Raw genomic sequence first — 17,950 nt, forward strand, 5'->3', positions numbered from 1 at the left:
AATAAAGCAGTAATAATAAATAGTTATGCGGCTTGTGCTCACCAAAAATCTATTTCGGTGAGCACCGTAGGGTTATTATTGCATTAAGAATTTTTCCAGAAACTGACGCGTTCGCGGTTGTTGGGGCGCGGTAAACAGCGATTTTGCCGGTCCCTGCTCCACAATGCGCCCCTGATCCATAAATATTGCGCGGTCAGCAACGTCGCGCGCAAAGCTCATTTCATGCGTCACAATCACCATGGTGCGTTTTTCCTGCGCCAGTTGACGAATGGTATTCAGCACCTCGCCAACCAGTTCAGGATCGAGTGCTGACGTTGGTTCATCAAACAGGATCACCTCCGGGCGCATGGCCAACGCCCGGGCAATTGCCACGCGCTGCTGCTGTCCACCGGATAACCGACGCGGATAGCTGGTCTCTTTACCCGCCAGGCCCACCTTTGCCAGCAACTCACGTGCGCGCGCCGTTGCTTCGGCTTTCGGCTCTCCCTTCACAATCACCGGACCTTCAATAATGTTTTCCAGCACCGTACGGTGAGGAAACAAATTAAAGTTCTGGAACACAAACCCCACATGCTGGCGCAGCTGACGAATCAACCCTTTCTGCTGATTGAGTGAACGCGCCGTATCAATGGTAATGTCACCGACTTTAATCGTGCCCGCCTCAGGCTGTTCCAGCAGATTAATACTGCGCAACAACGTAGTTTTCCCCGAACCGCTTGGCCCGATAATCGCCACAACTTCACCGGGTTTTACCTCAAGATCGATACCGTGCAGCACCGTTTGCCCGTGAAATTTTTTCACCAGGTTTCTGACTTCGATCGCACTCATTTCGGCTCTCTCTCCTGGCGGTTCAGTTGTTCTTCAAAATAGTTCTGCAGTGCGGACAGCACTGTCGCCATTACCCAGTAAATCAGCGAAGCCGCCAGATACATGGTGAACACTTCCAGCGTGCGTGAGGTGATCAGCTGCGCCTGACGGAACAGTTCCGGTACCTGGATTGTCGCCGCCAGCGAGGTGTCTTTTACCAGGCTGATAAAGCTGTTGCTCAACGGCGGCAAAGCCACGCGCGCCGCCTGCGGTAGGATCGCCCGGCGCATGGTCTGCCAGCGCGTCATACCAATACTGGCGCCCGCCTCCCACTGACCTTTATCAATCGAGGAGATAGCCGCACGCAGCGTTTCAGCCGCATACGCTGCGGTGTTCAGCGACAAACCAATCATCGCCGCCGGGATCGGGTCCAGCTCAATGCCAAACTGCGGCAAACCGTAGTAGATCATAAACAGTTGGGCGATCAGCGGCGTGCCGCGAAAAATAGAAATATAGACGCGCGCCAGCCAGCGCACCGGCAGCAGCGGCGACAGGCGCATCAGAGCGAGGATAAACCCCAGCACCAGGCCAAAGAACATCCCACCGATACTCAGCTGCAGCGTAAATACCGCGCCTTTAAGCAGGAAGGGCAGTGAATCAATCACCAGTTGGATACTTTCTTGCATTAGCGTTTTTCTACCTTGCCATTACACGTGAGGATGGTAGGCAAACAGCGCAGGTGCCCCACCGGTATGAATAAACAGGACCGGACCTTCATCCTTGAAGCGCTTCTGGCTGATACCGTCAATCAGGCCCGCCATCGCTTTACCGGTATACACCGGATCCAGCAAGATGCCTTCCAGACGCGCCAGCAGTTTCACCGCTTCCATGCCCTCTTCGTTTGGCGTGCCGTAACCCGGCGCATAATAGTCATCCCATAACAGAATATCCGCCGAGGCGGTCAGTTCCAGTTCACGAGCCACGTCCTGCTGCAGGGTCACCACTTTTGGCTTTTGATCGGCGACGCTGCGCGAAACGGTCACCCCAATCAGCTCGACGTTGGGCATCAGTTGTTCCAGCCCCACCGCCAGACCGGCATGGGTGCCCGCGCTGCCTGAAGCCACCACCACAGAGGACAGCGCTACCGCGCCCTCGCACTGCTGGGCAATTTCCAGCGCACTTTCAACATAGCCCAGCGCGCCCAGCGCATTCGACCCGCCGACCGGGATCACATACGGTCGGAACCCCTGCGCTTCAATCCGCGTGGCCAGCGCCTGAAGCTGCGCATTCGGGTCGGTCAGCGCGTCGCACATTTCAACCTGGGTATTAAACAGATCTAACAACAGACGGTTACCGTTGCTGAGATAGTTTTCTGCCGTGGTGCCAATCGGGTTTTCCAGCAGCGCCACGCAGTGCAGCCCGAGCTTTGCCGCCACTGCCGCCGTCTGGCGCACGTGGTTCGACTGAATAGCCCCGGCGGTAATCAGCGTATCGGCCCCTTCGCGCAGCGCATCTGCCGCCAGAAACTCCAGCTTGCGCAGCTTATTGCCGCCCATCGCCATTGGCGTGACATCATCGCGTTTAATAAAAATGTCGCGTCCGAGATAATCAGAGAAGCGCGGGAGATATTCGAGCGGCGTTGGCGCGCCAATAAATTCCAGACGTGGAAAGCGCGTTAAATTATGCAGCGGCATACAGCCTCCGGTATTCGTTGTTGTGATGTTCTTTTTATTATGCACGTTCAGGCGCAATGAAATAAAAAAAGGCGCTGTTAAAGGCGCCTTTTTTATCCGGATGACGATTATTTCGTCACATCCGCCCCAAACCATTTTTCAGACAGGGCTTTCAGGGTACCGTCTTTCTGCATCTCTGCAATGGCAGCATCGACCGCTTTCAGCAGATCGTCATTACCTTTACGCAATGCCACGCCGGATGCCTGGCGGGAGAACGCTTCACCGGTCACTGCCAGCGTGTCTTTGGTTTTCTTCACCAGATCCAACGCGGCCAGACGATCAACCAGAATCGCATCGATACGACCGACGCGCAGATCCTGATATTTGGTCGGGTCATCATCATAAGTACGGATATCGACGCCCTGCACGTTCTGGCGCAGCCACTCTTCGTAGTTAGTACCCAGACCGACACCGACTTTTTTACCTTTCAGGTCAGCCGCGGTTTTAATCACGCCTTCGTTGCCTTTTTTCACCAGCGCCTGGATACCAGAGACCGTATACGGGGTAGAGAAATCGTATTTTTTCTGACGTTCGTCAGAGATGGTTACCTGGTTAATCACCACATCGATACGTTTGGAGTCTAAAGAGGCCAGCATGCCATCCCATTTGGTCGGCTTCAGCGTCGCTTTCACCCCAAGATGTTTGGCCAGTTCTTCGGCAAATTCGACTTCAAAACCGGTCAGCTTGCCGTCATCACCCTGAAAACTAAACGGGGGATAGGTCCCTTCCAGGCCCACCAACAGCGTACCGCGCTCTTTCACTTTATTTAACAGACCTTCGTCGGCAAATGTTTTGGCGCTCATACCGGCGACAAGTGCCACAGCCATTACACCCATCAGAGCCTGACGTCCCAGACGTGCTAATTTCATAGTTACCCCGAATATTGTCATTAGTGACTATCATTTATGACAGTAGTGTAGAGCGTTTACCGCTATTTACAAACACGACTCCGTTACACCTTATTCGTTTTTAATATATATCAGAACTGGCTGTCCAGGAGGATTTCTGCATCTGGCCGACAGGTGCATGCGCCTTGAACTGTTCATATTTGCGCAGCGCAATGCGGTAATTATTGGTGCTGGTCTCCGGCAGCCACGGGGCGAGGTTTTCGTCGAGGAAGCCTTCCTGCAGCAGGTCATGAGAAATGTTCTGTTCGGTCAGATGATTACCGAGGCGGCGCAGGCGAACCACATATTCGCGCACCGTGCCGTGGCTCATTTCGGTTTGTTCAAACAAAAACTGTTTAAACCCGATGATGTCAAAAAAGTCGCTCTGTTCTTTGCAGTGTAAATCACCGCAAAAACGGCATAACGCCACCCACTCTTTTTTCTCCTGCTCCCAGGCGGCAGCGTCGAGCAACGTATCGAGCCGGGCGATGGCGATTTTATTCACAATCTGGCCGCGGCGGACCAGCGTGATCCTGTCGAGCAACTTATAGCAATGGGCGCAATGCGTCTGGCTGTGTTTGAAATCTTTGAGGTAGCGGCTTAGAGGCCGTCTTTTTGATTGCTGCACCGTCATGAGAACTCCTGGTAGTCAATTCGTTATGCGGCATTGTTCAGGGGCAATGATTACCCCCTATAGCTTACCCAGCTTGGTGCGTAGACGTTTGATGGCCTGACTGTGCAACTGGCTAACCCGTGACTCACCGACTTCCAGAACAGCACCAATCTCTTTCAGATTCAGCTCTTCCTGGTAATACAGCGTCAGCACCAGCTTTTCACGCTCCGGCAATGCGTCAATCGCATCCATCACGCGCTGGCGTAAATTGCCATCAAGCAGCTGCTGTAACGGGTTTTCTTGCTGATTTTCTTCCGTCACCAGCTCAATACTATCGCCATGCTCTTCCCGCCACTCGTCGTAAGAGAAGAGTTGGCTGTTATTGGTATCGAGCAACATCTGACGATATTCTTGCACAGGAATAGCCAGACGCTCCGCCACTTCGGTTTCCGTCGCGTTACGCCCGAGTTCCTGCTCCAGTTGTCCCATCGCCTGTGCCACTTCGCGGGCATTGCGCCGAACGCTACGCGGCACCCAATCCCGGCTGCGTAGTTCATCCAGCATAGCCCCACGAATACGCTGCACTGCGTAAGTGGTAAATGCCGTTCCTTGCAAAGCGTCATATCGGTCAACTGCATTCAATAACCCGATGCCGCCCGCTTGTAGCAGGTCATCCAGTTCTACGCTCGCCGGCAAGCGCACCTGAAGGCGCAATGCTTCGTGACGCACCAACGGTACATAACGCTGCCACAGCGAGTGTTTATCCATTACACCTTCAGCGGTATACAGTGAATTCACGATAAACAGCCCTGCGTTAAATGAGTTATCGGCATGATTATCCGTTTCTGCAGGGGTTTTAATCGGGTGAATAGTGGGTGAAATAAGGGGTTATTTGAGGGTTACGGGTAAAGCGGAATGTAAAAAACCCCGCCGGAGCGGGGTTTGCGCGATAAGTGTAAATTAACGCAGCAGAGACAGGACGTTCTGCGTAGTCTGGTTAGCCTGCGCCAGAACAGAAGTACCCGCCTGTTGCAGAATGTTTGCACGAGACATGTTGGACACTTCGGTCGCGTAGTCAGCATCTTCGATACGGCTACGGGCTTCAGACAGGTTGTTGACGGTGTTACCCAGGTTGGTAACGGTAGAGTTGAAACGGTTCTGTACCGCACCCAGGTCGGAACGCAGGTCAGCTACTTTAGACAGCGCCGCATCGATTTTCGCCAGCGGGCTTTCAGTTTTGGTGGTTGCCACTTCGTTCAGCGCTGCACCAGTCTGGAAGTTATGCGCTTTAACATTAGAGGCAAGGTACTCTTTTCCACCTACGGAAGCTACTTCAGTTTTGCCGTTCACACCGCCAAACTGAACCGCTGCCTCTTTAGACATACCTTTATCATCGGTGTACGCAACAGTTTTTGCAGTGATCGTATTAGACTTTTCATCATATTCTGCGGCATAAAACTTGCCATCGACTTTAAGTGCATAGCCACCATCGATCGCTTTGCCATTTTTATCTTCGAAAGACATTTTAACCAACGTAGTATTGTCTTTCGTTGCTCCTGTAACACCAGCAGCCTTCAGGGCATTAGCCGCATCAGTCATTTCTGTTGGAGTAAATGGAGTTTTGGTTACTACTTCTACTTGGTTTTTAGTAACTTCAGCCAGGCCCTGAATCTCAGTTTCTAACGCAGTATCTGCCTCTTTTGTGCTGGAGGCAGGAATAGTTACTTTGCCTGTAGTTTCATCATAGTCTGCTTTGTAGACACCCTTAATCCCAGGCTTTGCACTGTCAACATCTAAATAGTATTGTCCATCTTTAAATTTAACTTCAGCATCTGTTACATCATTTGCTACAGCACCTGTAATCGCACCGTCAAGTTCAGTCTTACTTTGTGTGCTAAGCGTTTTCCCGCCATCGGCATAGGACTTAACATCTTTCGTTACAGCAGTATCAACCTGTTTATAAGCATCCTGCACGTTCAGGCTATCAAGACCCAGAGTCTTGGAGTTGATTTCTTTCAGGTTGATATCGATGGTTTCGCCATCGTTGGCACCGACCTGGATGGTCAGGGTGTTGTCTTTCGCCAGTACTTTCACGCCGTTGAACTGGGTCTGACCGGATACGCGGTCGATTTCGTTCAGACGCTGAGTGATTTCAGCCTGGATGGAGTCGAGGTCAGACTGGGAGTTGGTACCGGTAGAAGACTGAACCGCCAGCTCACGAACACGCTGTAGGTTGTTGTTGATTTCAGACAGAGAACCTTCAGTGGTCTGCGCGATGGAGATACCATCGTTGGCGTTACGGGACGCCTGAGTCAGACCTTTGATGTTAGAGGTGAAGCGGTTAGCAATCGCCTGACCTGCAGCATCGTCTTTCGCGCTGTTGATACGCAGACCGGAAGACAGACGCTCGATAGCGGAGCTCAGGGAAGACTGAGATTTGTTCAGGTTGTTCTGGGTCAACAGCGACAGGCTGTTTGTATTGATGACTTGTGCCATGATCTTTTCCTTATCAATTACAACTTGATGTTATTGGGCCGTTGCCCACGGTTTCTGACCGTAACCCATGTATCGGCACGTTAATTTCGAACTTTAGAAAATTTTTAGTTTCCGCCCTCTTTTTTCTTAGCCGCGGAAATACCCTCTTTAATTGCCACTATTCTGGGCATTATTTTTGCAAAACTATTATTAAACTTTGCGCGCAGATTGCCGATAAAGCGGTTAACTACTGTTTGCAATCACAAGGAATTAGGCATGCCTTCATTTACATCACTGGGCGTTGGTTCGAACTTACCGCTGGATACATTGCTGACAAATTTAACAACCGCTGAGAAAAAGCGTTTAACGCCCATTACCCAGCAGCAAAGCGCTAACACCTCGCGCTTAACCGCCTACGGCACGCTGAAAAGCGCGTTAGAAAAATTTCAGACGGCAAATACCGCACTCAACAGCGCCGATCTGTTTAAAAGCACCACGGCCACCAGCAGCACAGAAGATTTGAAAGTCAGCACCAGCGCAGGTGCCGCCCCCGGGAAATACACCGTCAGCGTCAGCCAGCTGGCGCAGGCACAGTCTTTATCGACCACAACGAAAATTAGTTCTACAAAAGAACAATTAGGTGACACCAGCGTTGATGAGCGCACCATCACGATTTCGCAGCCGGGCCGTAAAGAGCCACTGGAAATCAAATTAGGCAAAGGCGAAACCTCGCTCGAGGATATTCGTGATGCGATTAATGATGCCGACAGCGGTATTTCGGCAAGCCTGGTAAAAGTTAAAGAAGACGATTACCAGTTAGTGTTAACCGCTGAAAGCGGCACCGAGAGCGAAATGACCATCTCGGTGGATAAAGATGCAAAACTGAGCGAATTACTCTCCTATGACAGCAAAGCTGGCAGCGGGAAGATGAAACAGCTGGTTGGCGCGCAAAATGCGCAGTTGACCGTCAACGGCATCGATATTGAACGTCAAAGCAATACCGTGACCGACGCCCCGCAGGGCATTACGCTGCAGCTGACCAAAGAAATAAAAGATGCGTCCATCACGGTTGTCAAAAGTGATGAGAAAGCCACCGCGGCGATTAAAACCTGGGTGGATGCCTACAACTCGCTGGTCGATACCTTTGGCACGCTGACCAAATATAAAGAAGTCGAACCGGGCGAAGCGGCCAGCACCGATAACGGCGCGCTGCTGGGTGACAGCGTTTTACGTACCATTCAAAACGGCATCCGCGCACCGTTTGCGAACAGCGGTAGCGAATCCTCGTTTAAAACCATGTCTGAGATTGGCATTACCCAGGACGGCGGAACCGGTAAGCTGAAAATTGATGACGAAAAGCTGGCTAAGGCGCTGAAAGATAACACCGCAGCCACCCGTGAACTGCTGGTTGGCGATGGTAAAGAAAGCGGGATTACCACCAAGATTGCCACTGAAATTAAAGGTTATCTGGCCGATGACGGCATCATCGACAATGCACAAGACAATATTAACGCCAACCTGAAAATGCTGACCAAGCAGTATCTGAACGTAAGTAACAGCATTGACGAAGTGGTGGCGCGCTATAAAGCGCAGTTTACCCAGCTCGATTCCATGATGAGTAAGCTCAACGGCACCAGTACCTATCTGGGCCAACAATTCTCAGCGATGAACAATTCCTGATAACACGAGGTAAGCATGTATACCGCGAGCGGTACCAAAGCCTATGCACAGGTCAGCGTGGAAAGCGCCGTGATGAGCGCCAGCCCGCATCAGCTGATCGAAATGTTGTTTGATGGCGCGCACAGCGCGCTGGTGCGCGCTCGCCTGTTTATGCAACAGGGTGATATCGTCGCCAAAGGCGAGGCCTTAAGCAAAGCCATCAATATTATTGATAATGGCCTAAACGCCGGTTTGGATCATGAAAAAGGAGGTGAACTTGCCACTCATCTGTCTGCGCTATACGCATACATGGTCCGGCGTTTATTGCACGCAAATTTGAATAATGACTGTCAAGCAATTGAAGAAGTCGAAGGGTTGCTCGGCAACATTGCGGAAGCCTGGAAGCAGATCTCACCGAGTGCATCATCCCAGGAGTCGCGTTAATGACCTCAGCCGTGGAGTTTGTCAACCGTTGGCAGCGCATCGCGCTACTCAGTCACTCGCTGCTGGAACTGGCGCAGCGCGGTGAATGGGACCTTTTACTGGAACAGGAAGTTAGCTATCTGCAAAGTATTGAAGTGGTCATGGAAGACGAGGCTCCACCGGGCATTACGCGAGGTATTCAGAACATCGTGGCCGGGTATATTAAACAGACGCTGGATAATGAGCAGTTACTCAAAGCATTGCTGCAACAGCGGCTGGATGAACTCAGTGGGCTTATTGGTCAGTCGACCCGCCAGAAGACGCTGAATAACGCCTATGGTCGTCTTTCCGGCATGCTGCTGGTACCTGACGCCCCTACCGCATCGTAATTTTTTCCCGTCTCGTCTGAATAATCTTCCATACTCCAGAGGTCGGCCAAACGACTTCTGGAGCACGGAAGATGAAAAATCCTACGTTATTGCAGTACTTCCACTGGTATTACCCTGAGGGCGGTCAGCTGTGGCCCGAACTTGCCGCACGCGCAGGCGGCCTCAACGATATCGGCATCAATATGGTGTGGCTGCCGCCCGCGTATAAAGGCGCGTCCGGTGGCTACTCGGTTGGCTACGACTCCTACGATCTGTTTGACCTCGGCGAGTTCGACCAAAAAGGCACCGTCGCCACCAAGTACGGTGATAAAAACCAACTGCTGGCCGCCATTGATGCGCTGAAACACAACGACATTGCGGTACTGCTGGACGTGGTGGTCAACCACAAAATGGGGGCCGATGAGAAAGAACACATTCGCGTCCAGCGCGTAAACGCCGATGACCGCACGCAGATTGACGATGAGATTGTCGAATGCGAGGCCTGGACCCGCTACACCTTCCCGGCCCGCGCCGGGCAATATTCACAGTTTATCTGGGACTTCAAATGCTTCAGCGGCATCGACCATATTGAAAATCCCACCGAAGACGGCATTTTTAAAATCGTCAACGATTACACCGGAGAAGGCTGGAACGATCAGGTGGATGACGAGCTCGGCAACTTTGACTACCTGATGGGCGAAAATATCGATTTTCGTAATCATGCCGTCACCGAGGAGATCAAATACTGGGCGCGCTGGGTGATGGATCAAACCCAGTGCGACGGCTTTCGCCTCGATGCCGTCAAGCATATCCCGGCCTGGTTTTATAAAGAGTGGATCGAACACGTGCAGGAGGTAGCCCCCAAGCCGCTGTTTATCGTCGCTGAATACTGGTCCCACGAAGTCGACAAACTGCAAAACTACATCGACCAGGTGGAGGGGAAAACCATGCTGTTCGACGCCCCCCTGCAGATGAAGTTTCACGAGGCTTCACGTCAGGGACGCGATTATGACATGAGCCAGATCTTCACCGATACGCTGGTGGAAGCCGATCCGTTTCACGCGGTGACGCTGGTCGCCAATCACGATACCCAACCATTGCAGGCGCTGGAGGCCCCGGTCGAACCGTGGTTTAAGCCGCTGGCCTACGCGCTGATCCTGCTGCGCGAAAACGGCGTGCCGTCGGTGTTCTACCCCGATCTGTATGGCGCGCATTATGAAGATACCGGCGGGGATGGCCAAACCTATCCCATCGACATGCCGATCATTGAACAGCTTGATGAACTGATTCTGGCCCGTCAGCGTTTCGCCCACGGCGTACAAACGCTGTATTTTGATCATCCGAATTGTATCGCCTTTAGCCGCAGCGGTACCGACGACGACCCCGGCTGTGTGGTGGTGCTGTCCAACGGCGATGACGGCGAAAAAAGCATTGCGCTTGGCGCGAACTATGGCAATAAAACCTGGCGAGACTATCTGGGGAATCGCGAAGAAAGCGTGGTCACCGATGAAAACGGCGAAGCGACGTTTTTCTGCAACGGCGGCAGCGTCAGCGTGTGGGTGATTGCAGAGGTGTTGTAATGGACTTCCCCGGTAGCGGCGGGCTACCGGGGTTTAACGCTTACGGCAGCGGCGTCGCCAGCGGCGTTTTCTGTAACACCTCGGCGCATTCCTGCGTTGGGCGATCGACCCGTTGCAGCGTCATCCCGTCATATTCCAGCGTATTACCTTCGCGCTCAATCTCATACAGCTCACGCTTCACCGTCACGTTGGTGAGATCGCCGGAGAGCATCGTCAGTTTCCCCGGTAGCGCAATCACCCGCTGCCACTGGCGACAATCCAGCGTATCGCCCTCTTTGGTCACCACCAGCGAGGCGATAGCTTCCGGACTCACCAGCTTGCGCTGCGGACCTTTCGACTGCCAGTAGCCTTCCAGACCGGCGGGCGCGGGTGTTTTTACCACTTCGTTATAATTTTCAACTTCGGCGCATCCGCTAAGAAGCAGAAATGCACCAACGATTGCTAATTTTTTCATCATTCATCCTGCATGCGAAGAAAAAGGGATTGTGGCATTAAACCCCTGATGTCGCCAGCCTTTCGCGGCGGAGGATAAAGATTGATCCCGTCGGGATTACTTCTTATTACTGATAGGCAAAAACGCAGATCGGTGTAATATCCACACTTCTTGTTACATACCTTCTGAGTTCAGAGGCAAAACGCATGTCATGGCAACACTTCAAACAGGCCTGGTTAATTAAATTTTGGGCCCCTGCCCCTGCGGTCATCGCGGCGGGTATTCTCTCCACTTATTATTTCGGCATTACGGGAACCTTCTGGGCGGTAACCGGCGAATTTACTCGCTGGGGCGGTCAAGTCCTGCAACTGTTTGGCGTTCACGCCGAAGAGTGGGGTTACTACAAACTGATCCACCTCGAAGGCTCCCCACTGACCCGTATCGACGGCATGATGATCCTCGGCATGTTCGGCGGCTGCTTTGCGGCAGCGCTGTGGGCCAACAACGTGAAATTACGTATGCCGCGCAGTCGGGTGCGTATTATGCAGGCCATTATCGGCGGGATGATCGCCGGTTTCGGCGCGCGTCTGGCGATGGGCTGTAACCTCGCGGCGTTCTTCACCGGGATCCCACAGTTCTCCCTGCATGCGTGGTTCTTTGCGCTGGCCACCGCGATTGGCTCATGGTTTGGCGCACGCTTCACCCTGCTGCCGATGTTCCGTATTCCGGTCAAAATGCAGAAAGTCTCTGCCGCCTCGCCGCTGACGCAAAAACCGGAGCAGGCACGTCGGCGTTTTCGCCTCGGCATGCTGGTGTTTATCGGCATGATCGGCTGGGCGCTGCTCACCGCCATGGATAAACCCAAGCTCGGGTTAGCCATGCTGTTCGGCGTGGGATTCGGTCTGTTGATTGAACGGGCGCAAATCTGTTTCACCTCGGCATTTCGCGACCTGTGGATTTCCGGGCGCACCCATATGGCAAAAGCCATTATCTTCGGCATGGCGGTCAGCGCCATCGGTATCTTCAGCTACGTGCAACTGGGCGTGGAGGCGAAGATCATGTGGGCCGGTCCCAACGCGGTGATCGGCGGCTTGCTGTTTGGCTTCGGCATCGTGCTGGCGGGCGGGTGTGAAACCGGCTGGATGTACCGCGCGGTCGAAGGTCAGGTGCATTACTGGTGGGTCGGTCTGGGCAACGTAATCGGCTCGACCATTCTGGCCTACTACTGGGATGACTTCGCCCCGGCGCTTGCCACCAGTTGGGATAAAGTGAACCTGCTCAACACCTTCGGTCCGCTCGGCGGCCTGCTGGTGACCTATCTGCTGTTGTTTGCCGCACTGATGCTCATCATTGGCTGGGAAAAACGTTTCTTCCGCCGTGCAGGGCTAACGCCTGCTAAGGAATCCGCATGAAAAATATCGTCCCTGATTACCGTCTGGACATGGTGGGTGAACCGTGTCCCTACCCGGCTGTCGCCACGCTGGAAGCAATGCTGCAGCTGAAGAAAGGTGAAATTCTGGAAGTGGTGAGTGACTGCCCGCAGTCGATCAATAATATTCCGCTGGATGCACGTAATCACGGCTATACGGTGCTGGATATTCAGCAGGATGGGCCAACCATTCGTTATTTGATTCAGAAGTAAGTGTTTGCCGGATAGCGTTGCGCTTATCCGGCCTACATTTTCTGCACGTTGTCCCTACACCTGCATCGACATGACTTCCTGATACGCCGACACCAGCTTGTTACGCACCTGAATCCCCATCTGCATAGAGACCGAGGCTTTTTGCATATCGGTCATCACATCATTCAGCGCAATGCCCGGCTCACCCAGGGTAAATTTTTCTGCCTGCACGCGAGATGCGGTTTGCACATCACTGATGCGGTCCAACGCCGCATGCAGCTGACCGGCAAAGCTCACGGTCGGTTGTGGCTGCATATCCTGCATCTTTGCTGACGTCGCCGTGGCCTGTAGCTGGCTGATGACCCCTTCAATCCCCTGTATTGCCGACATTCTGATCCCCTGGATGATTTTTTACGTAGCAGAGATTACCAGCTCGTCAATAAGATAAAGGCGCTAAATAACGATAAAAACCCCCGGTTTTTGGCGCATAGAAAAATTTAAAACCGCAAATAATGTGACGGTCAATTTTTCGAGTTTGCTGACCCGGGAGTGAGTCTTGTTCCACTTTGCAAAAAACGCCGTCCACGATAATCCACGAGGTGCGAGATGAGTGCGACAGCATCGACTGCAACCCCACTGAAACCTCTCGAGTGGTTAAATCGCCTGCGTGCGAATCCCAGAATCCCTCTGATTGTGGCGGGCGCGGCTGCCGTCGCGATCGTCGTAGCGATGGTCCTGTGGGCCAAAGCGCCAGATTACCGCACGCTGTTCAGCAACCTCTCCGATCAGGACGGGGGCGCCATCGTCACCCAACTGACGCAGATGAACGTGCCCTATCGTTTCACCGAGGGAAGCGGCGCCATCGAAGTTCCCGCGGATAAAGTACATGAACTGCGTTTGCGTCTGGCCCAGCAAGGTCTGCCGAAAGGCGGCGCGGTGGGCTTTGAACTGCTGGACCAGGAAAAGTTTGGTATCAGCCAGTTTAGCGAACAGGTGAATTACCAGCGTGCACTGGAAGGCGAACTGGCCCGCACCATTGAAACGCTCGGACCGGTTAAACGCGCCCGCGTCCATCTGGCCATGCCGAAACCTTCATTATTCGTCCGTGAGCAAAAATCCCCTTCCGCCTCCGTTACCGTAAATCTGGAACCGGGTCGGGCGCTGGATGAAGGTCAAATTAGTGCGGTTACCCATCTGGTCTCCAGCGCCGTGGCCGGTTTACCGCCGGGTAACGTCACGCTGGTCGATCAGGCCGGTCATCTGTTAACCCAGTCGAACACCAGCAGCCGTGACCTGAACGATGCGCAGCTGAAATACGCCAGCGACGTCGAAGGCCGCGTTCAGCGTCGTATCGAATCGATCCTGTCACCGATCGTCGGTAACGGTAACGTCCACGCGCAGGTCACCGCACAGCTGGATTTTGCCAATAAAGAGCAAACCGAAGAACAGTACAGCCCGAATGGTGATGAATCGCAGGCTGTACTGCGTTCGCGCCAGCTCAACGTCAGTGAGCAAATAGGAAGCGGCGCACCGGGCGGCGTACCGGGCGCCCTGTCGAATCAGCCTGCACCGGCGAATACTGCGCCGATCAATACGCCACCGGCTAATCAGCAAAATACGCAAACCGCGCAGACAGCCAATAACGCGAATACCGGCCCACGTAGTACTCAGCGCAATGAAACCAGCAACTATGAAGTCGACCGCACCATTCGTCATACCAAAATGAACGTCGGCGACGTGCAGCGTCTCTCCGTGGCGGTGGTGATCAACTATAAAACCTTGCCGGACGGTAAACCGCTGCCGCTGACCGCCGATCAGATGAAGCAAATTGAGGATCTGACCCGCGAAGCCATGGGCTTCTCCGACAAGCGCGGCGATACCCTGAACGTGGTGAACTCACCCTTCACGGCAACCGACGACGCGGGCGGCGAGCTGCCATTCTGGCAACAGCAGTCCTTTATTGAGCAGTTGATGATTGCCGGACGCTGGTTACTGGTACTGCTGGTGGCCTGGATACTGTGGCGTAAAGCCGTTCGTCCGCAACTGGTCCGCCGTAGCGAAGAGGCGAAAGTCGCGCAGGAACAAACGCGCGTTCGTCAGGAAACCGAAGAAGCGGTAGAAGTTCGTCTCAGCAAAGACGAGCAGACCCAGCAGCGTCGTACGAACCAGCGCTTGGGCGCAGAAGTCATGAGCCAGCGTATTCGTGAAATGTCAGATAACGATCCGCGCGTTGTGGCGCTGGTCATCCGCCAGTGGATGAATAACGAACATGAGTAATCTTAGCGGCACCGATAAAAGCGTCATTTTACTGATGACCATTGGCGAAGATCGCGCGGCGGAGGTGTTTAAACATCTTTCCACGCGTGAAGTGCAGGCCCTCAGTACGGCGATGGCCAACGTGCGCCAGATTTCCAACAAGCAACTCACCGAGGTGCTGGCCGAGTTTGAACAAGAAGCCGAGCAGTTTGCGGCGCTGAACATTAACGCCAACGAATATCTGCGTTCGGTACTGGTGAAAGCGCTGGGTGAAGAGCGCGCCTCCAGCCTGCTGGAAGATATTCTGGAAACCCGCGATACCACCAGCGGCATCGAAACGCTCAACTTTATGGAGCCGCAAAGCGCCGCCGACCTTATTCGCGACGAGCATCCGCAGATCATCGCCACCATTCTGGTACACCTCAAACGGGGCCAGGCGGCCGATATTCTGGCGCTGTTCGACGAGCGTTTACGCCACGATGTGATGTTACGTATTGCCACCTTCGGCGGCGTGCAGCCGGCCGCGCTGGCGGAGCTGACCGAAGTGCTGAACGGCCTGCTCGACGGCCAGAACCTGAAGCGCAGCAAAATGGGCGGCGTGAGAACGGCAGCAGAGATTATCAACCTGATGAAAACGCAGCAGGAAGAAGCGGTCATTACCGCCGTGCGCGAATTCGACGGCGAACTGGCACAGAAAATTATCGACGAGATGTTCCTGTTCGAAAACCTGGTGGACGTCGACGACCGCAGTATCCAGCGCCTGCTGCAGGAAGTGGATTCCGAGTCGCTGCTGATCGCCCTGAAAGGTGCCGAACAGCCGCTACGCGAGAAGTTCCTGCGCAATATGTCGCAACGTGCCGCCGATATTCTGCGCGATGACCTCGCCAACCGTGGTCCGGTACGTCTGTCGCAGGTAGAAAACGAACAGAAAGCGATTCTGCTGATTGTGCGTCGCCTGGCGGAAACCGGCGAGATGGTGATCGGCAGCGGCGAGGATACCTATGTCTAACGACCTGCCGTGGAAAGTCTGGACCCCGGACGATCTCGCGCCACCGATGGCGGCGTTCGTGCTGGCCGATGACAGCAGCCCCTTGCCGACGGACGACGCAGAAGAACCGCAACTGTCTGCTGAACAACAGCTTGAACAACAGCTGGCACAACTGCAGTTGCAGGCGCATGAACAAGGCTATAACGCCGGCCTGGCTGAAGGTCGGCAAAAAGGCCATGAGCAGGGTTATCAGGATGGGTTAGCGCAGGGGCTGGAGCAAGGTCAGACGCAGGCCCGGGCGCAGCATGCGCCGATACACGCCCGCATGCAGCAACTAGTGAGCGAGTTTCAAAATACGCTGGATGCGCTGGACAGCGTGATTGCCTCGCGTCTGATGCAAATGGCGCTGGAAGCCGCACGTCAGGTGATTGGCCAGACGCCGATCGTCGATAACGCCGCGCTGATTAAACAAATCCAACAGCTGCTGCAGCAGGAACCACTGTTTAGCGGCAAACCCCAACTGCGCGTGCATCCGGACGATCTCCAACGCGTGGAAGAGATGCTCGGCGCCACCCTCAGCCTGCACGGCTGGCGACTGCGCGGCGACCCAACTCTGCATCATGGCGGGTGTAAAGTCTCGGCCGACGAAGGCGATTTGGATGCCAGCGTCGCTACGCGCTGGCAGGAACTCTGCCGTCTGGCCGCACCGGGAGTCGTGTAATGACCACCCGTCTGACCCGCTGGCTCACCTCGCTGGATAACTTCGAAGAGAAAATGTCGCTGCTGCCGTCGGTACGACGCTACGGGCGTTTGACCCGCGCCACCGGCCTGGTGCTGGAAGCTACAGGTTTACAGCTGCCGCTGGGCGCCACCTGCGTGATTGAGCGTCAAAACGGCAACGACACTCAGGAAGTCGAAAGCGAAGTGGTCGGTTTTAACGGCCAGCGTCTGTTTTTGATGCCGCTCGAAGAAGTCGAAGGCGTTCTGCCTGGCGCACGTGTTTACGCAAAAAACATTGCCGGTGAAGGCCTGCAAAGTGGCAAGCAGTTGCCGCTGGGCCCCGCCCTGCTTGGTCGCGTGCTCGACGGCAGCGGAAAACCACTCGACGGTCTGCCTGCGCCCGACACCACGGAAACCGGGGCGTTAATTACACCACCGTTTAACCCGCTACAACGTACCGCCATTGAGCACGTGCTGGATACCGGTGTGCGGCCCATCAATGCGCTGCTAACCGTCGGTCGCGGCCAGCGTATGGGCCTGTTCGCCGGTTCCGGTGTGGGTAAAAGCGTCCTGCTCGGCATGATGGCGCGCTATACCCAAGCCGATGTCATTGTCGTTGGGCTGATTGGCGAACGTGGTCGTGAAGTAAAAGATTTTATCGAAAATATTCTCGGTGCCGACGGTCGCGCACGCTCGGTGGTGATTGCCGCCCCTGCGGACGTCTCCCCATTATTACGTATGCAGGGCGCCGCCTATGCCACGCGTATTGCCGAAGATTTTCGCGATCGCGGACAGCACGTCCTGCTGATTATGGACTCCCTTACCCGCTACGCGATGGCACAGCGTGAAATCGCGCTGGCTATCGGTGAACCTCCCGCCACCAAAGGCTATCCGCCCTCGGTGTTCGCCAAATTACCGGCGCTGGTGGAACGTGCCGGGAACGGTATTCACGGCGGCGGTTCGGTTACCGCATTTTATACCGTGCTAACTGAGGGCGATGACCAGCAGGATCCGATTGCCGATTCCGCGCGTGCGATCCTCGACGGACACATCGTGCTGTCCCGTCACCTGGCGGAAGCGGGTCATTATCCGGCCATTGATATCGAAGCCTCAATCAGCCGTGCAATGACCTCGCTAATCAGCGAAAAACACTATGCGCGGGTGCGTAATTTTAAACAGCTGCTGTCCAGTTTCCAGCGTAACCGTGATTTAGTCAGCGTGGGTGCATATGCCAAAGGCAGCGACCCGATGCTGGATAAAGCCATCGCCTTGTGGCCGCAGCTGGAGGCATTTTTACAGCAAGGGATCTTTGAACGGGCCGACTGGGAAGATTCCCTGCAGGCGCTGGATCTGATTTTCCCTGGGGTGTGATTAAGCAGGAGAGCAT

Annotated in this window: 19 protein-coding genes; 10 read left to right on the top strand and 9 right to left on the bottom strand. The window is 54.3% G+C overall.

What is annotated here, in order from left to right; translation table 11 throughout:
* Positions 1-75: 75 nt before the first annotated feature.
* From tcyN to QNN86_RS08275, 7 genes are all read right to left on the bottom strand, one after another.
* A complete protein-coding gene (tcyN, locus tag QNN86_RS08245; protein ID WP_096757493.1) occupies positions 76-828 on the bottom strand; it encodes an L-cystine ABC transporter ATP-binding protein TcyN in 753 nt (250 codons plus the stop codon).
* Positions 825-1,493, bottom strand: a complete 669-nt coding sequence (gene tcyL / locus QNN86_RS08250) for a cystine ABC transporter permease (RefSeq protein ID WP_115258812.1) — start codon at positions 1,491-1,493, stop codon at positions 825-827. The genes tcyN and tcyL overlap by 4 nt, the downstream gene beginning before the upstream one ends.
* Before the next feature lie 21 nt (positions 1,494-1,514).
* Positions 1,515-2,501, bottom strand: coding sequence for a D-cysteine desulfhydrase (gene dcyD, locus QNN86_RS08255; RefSeq protein ID WP_146717325.1), 987 nt, complete (start codon positions 2,499-2,501; stop codon positions 1,515-1,517).
* A gap of 107 nt (positions 2,502-2,608) precedes the next feature.
* Positions 2,609-3,409 (bottom strand): cystine ABC transporter substrate-binding protein, encoded by an 801-nt coding sequence (gene tcyJ, locus QNN86_RS08260; protein WP_096757496.1) that lies wholly within the window; start codon positions 3,407-3,409, stop codon positions 2,609-2,611.
* A 100-nt stretch (positions 3,410-3,509) separates the two neighbouring features.
* Complete coding sequence (fliZ, locus tag QNN86_RS08265) at positions 3,510-4,061, bottom strand: flagella biosynthesis regulatory protein FliZ (RefSeq protein WP_115258815.1); 552 nt, start codon at positions 4,059-4,061, stop codon at positions 3,510-3,512.
* Positions 4,062-4,118: 57 nt separating this feature from the next.
* Positions 4,119-4,838 (bottom strand): RNA polymerase sigma factor FliA, encoded by a 720-nt coding sequence (locus tag QNN86_RS08270; protein ID WP_096757498.1) that lies wholly within the window; start codon positions 4,836-4,838, stop codon positions 4,119-4,121.
* 162 nt (positions 4,839-5,000) lie between these two features.
* Positions 5,001-6,536, bottom strand: a complete 1,536-nt coding sequence (locus QNN86_RS08275) for a FliC/FljB family flagellin (RefSeq protein ID WP_414210907.1) — start codon at positions 6,534-6,536, stop codon at positions 5,001-5,003.
* Between the two features lie 255 nt (positions 6,537-6,791).
* Between QNN86_RS08275 and fliD the strand changes: the two genes are divergently transcribed.
* From fliD to amyA, 4 genes are all read left to right on the top strand, one after another.
* A complete protein-coding gene (gene fliD / locus QNN86_RS08280) occupies positions 6,792-8,195 on the top strand; it encodes a flagellar filament capping protein FliD (RefSeq protein ID WP_181619163.1) in 1,404 nt (467 codons plus the stop codon).
* 15 nt (positions 8,196-8,210) lie between these two features.
* Positions 8,211-8,618: a flagellar export chaperone FliS gene (fliS, locus tag QNN86_RS08285; RefSeq protein WP_096757502.1), complete on the top strand. Its 408-nt coding sequence runs from the start codon at positions 8,211-8,213 to the stop codon at positions 8,616-8,618.
* Positions 8,618-8,986 (top strand): flagella biosynthesis regulatory protein FliT, encoded by a 369-nt coding sequence (gene fliT, locus QNN86_RS08290; RefSeq protein ID WP_096757503.1) that lies wholly within the window; start codon positions 8,618-8,620, stop codon positions 8,984-8,986. Before fliS ends, fliT begins: the two co-directional genes overlap by 1 nt.
* 71 nt (positions 8,987-9,057) lie before the next feature.
* On the top strand, positions 9,058-10,545 hold the full coding sequence (amyA, locus tag QNN86_RS08295; RefSeq protein WP_414210908.1) for an alpha-amylase: 1,488 nt from the start codon (positions 9,058-9,060) through the stop codon (positions 10,543-10,545).
* A 40-nt stretch (positions 10,546-10,585) separates the two neighbouring features.
* On the opposite strand, the gene yedD is transcribed toward amyA, so the two are convergent.
* A complete protein-coding gene (gene yedD / locus QNN86_RS08300) occupies positions 10,586-10,999 on the bottom strand; it encodes a lipoprotein YedD (RefSeq protein WP_096757505.1) in 414 nt (137 codons plus the stop codon).
* A 185-nt stretch (positions 11,000-11,184) separates the two neighbouring features.
* On the opposite strand from yedD, the gene yedE reads away from it, so the two are divergent.
* Together yedE and yedF are read left to right on the top strand one after the other, a co-directional pair.
* Positions 11,185-12,390 carry a selenium metabolism membrane protein YedE/FdhT gene (gene yedE, locus QNN86_RS08305; protein ID WP_115258823.1) on the top strand — a complete coding sequence of 402 codons (1,206 nt, stop codon included), beginning with the start codon at positions 11,185-11,187 and terminating at the stop codon, positions 12,388-12,390.
* A complete protein-coding gene (gene yedF / locus QNN86_RS08310; protein ID WP_000790495.1) occupies positions 12,387-12,620 on the top strand; it encodes a sulfurtransferase-like selenium metabolism protein YedF in 234 nt (77 codons plus the stop codon). Before yedE ends, yedF begins: the two co-directional genes overlap by 4 nt.
* Positions 12,621-12,674: 54 nt before the next feature.
* Here the strand turns inward: yedF and fliE are convergent, their stop codons facing one another.
* Positions 12,675-12,989: a flagellar hook-basal body complex protein FliE gene (gene fliE, locus QNN86_RS08315; RefSeq protein WP_045444321.1), complete on the bottom strand. Its 315-nt coding sequence runs from the start codon at positions 12,987-12,989 to the stop codon at positions 12,675-12,677.
* Between the two features lie 216 nt (positions 12,990-13,205).
* Here fliE and fliF point away from each other — a divergent pair, with 216 nt between their 5' ends.
* Genes fliF through fliI form a run of 4 tightly spaced genes read left to right on the top strand, consistent with a single transcriptional unit; the run spans position 13,206 to position 17,934 of the window.
* The gene (fliF, locus tag QNN86_RS08320; protein ID WP_414210909.1) at positions 13,206-14,876 is read left to right on the top strand and encodes a flagellar basal-body MS-ring/collar protein FliF; all 1,671 of its coding nucleotides are present in this window, start codon (positions 13,206-13,208) and stop codon (positions 14,874-14,876) included.
* Positions 14,869-15,864, top strand: coding sequence for a flagellar motor switch protein FliG (fliG, locus tag QNN86_RS08325; protein ID WP_048211311.1), 996 nt, complete (start codon positions 14,869-14,871; stop codon positions 15,862-15,864). Before fliF ends, fliG begins: the two co-directional genes overlap by 8 nt.
* Positions 15,857-16,564: a flagellar assembly protein FliH gene (fliH, locus tag QNN86_RS08330; RefSeq protein WP_153879686.1), complete on the top strand. Its 708-nt coding sequence runs from the start codon at positions 15,857-15,859 to the stop codon at positions 16,562-16,564. Before fliG ends, fliH begins: the two co-directional genes overlap by 8 nt.
* Positions 16,564-17,934 (top strand): flagellar protein export ATPase FliI, encoded by a 1,371-nt coding sequence (fliI, locus tag QNN86_RS08335; protein WP_096757510.1) that lies wholly within the window; start codon positions 16,564-16,566, stop codon positions 17,932-17,934. The genes fliH and fliI overlap by 1 nt, the downstream gene beginning before the upstream one ends.
* Positions 17,935-17,950 lie beyond the last annotated feature (16 nt).

Source organism: Citrobacter sp. C348 (genome assembly GCF_047467975.1).
GTDB classification, from domain to species: Bacteria; Pseudomonadota; Gammaproteobacteria; order Enterobacterales; family Enterobacteriaceae; genus Citrobacter; species Citrobacter gillenii.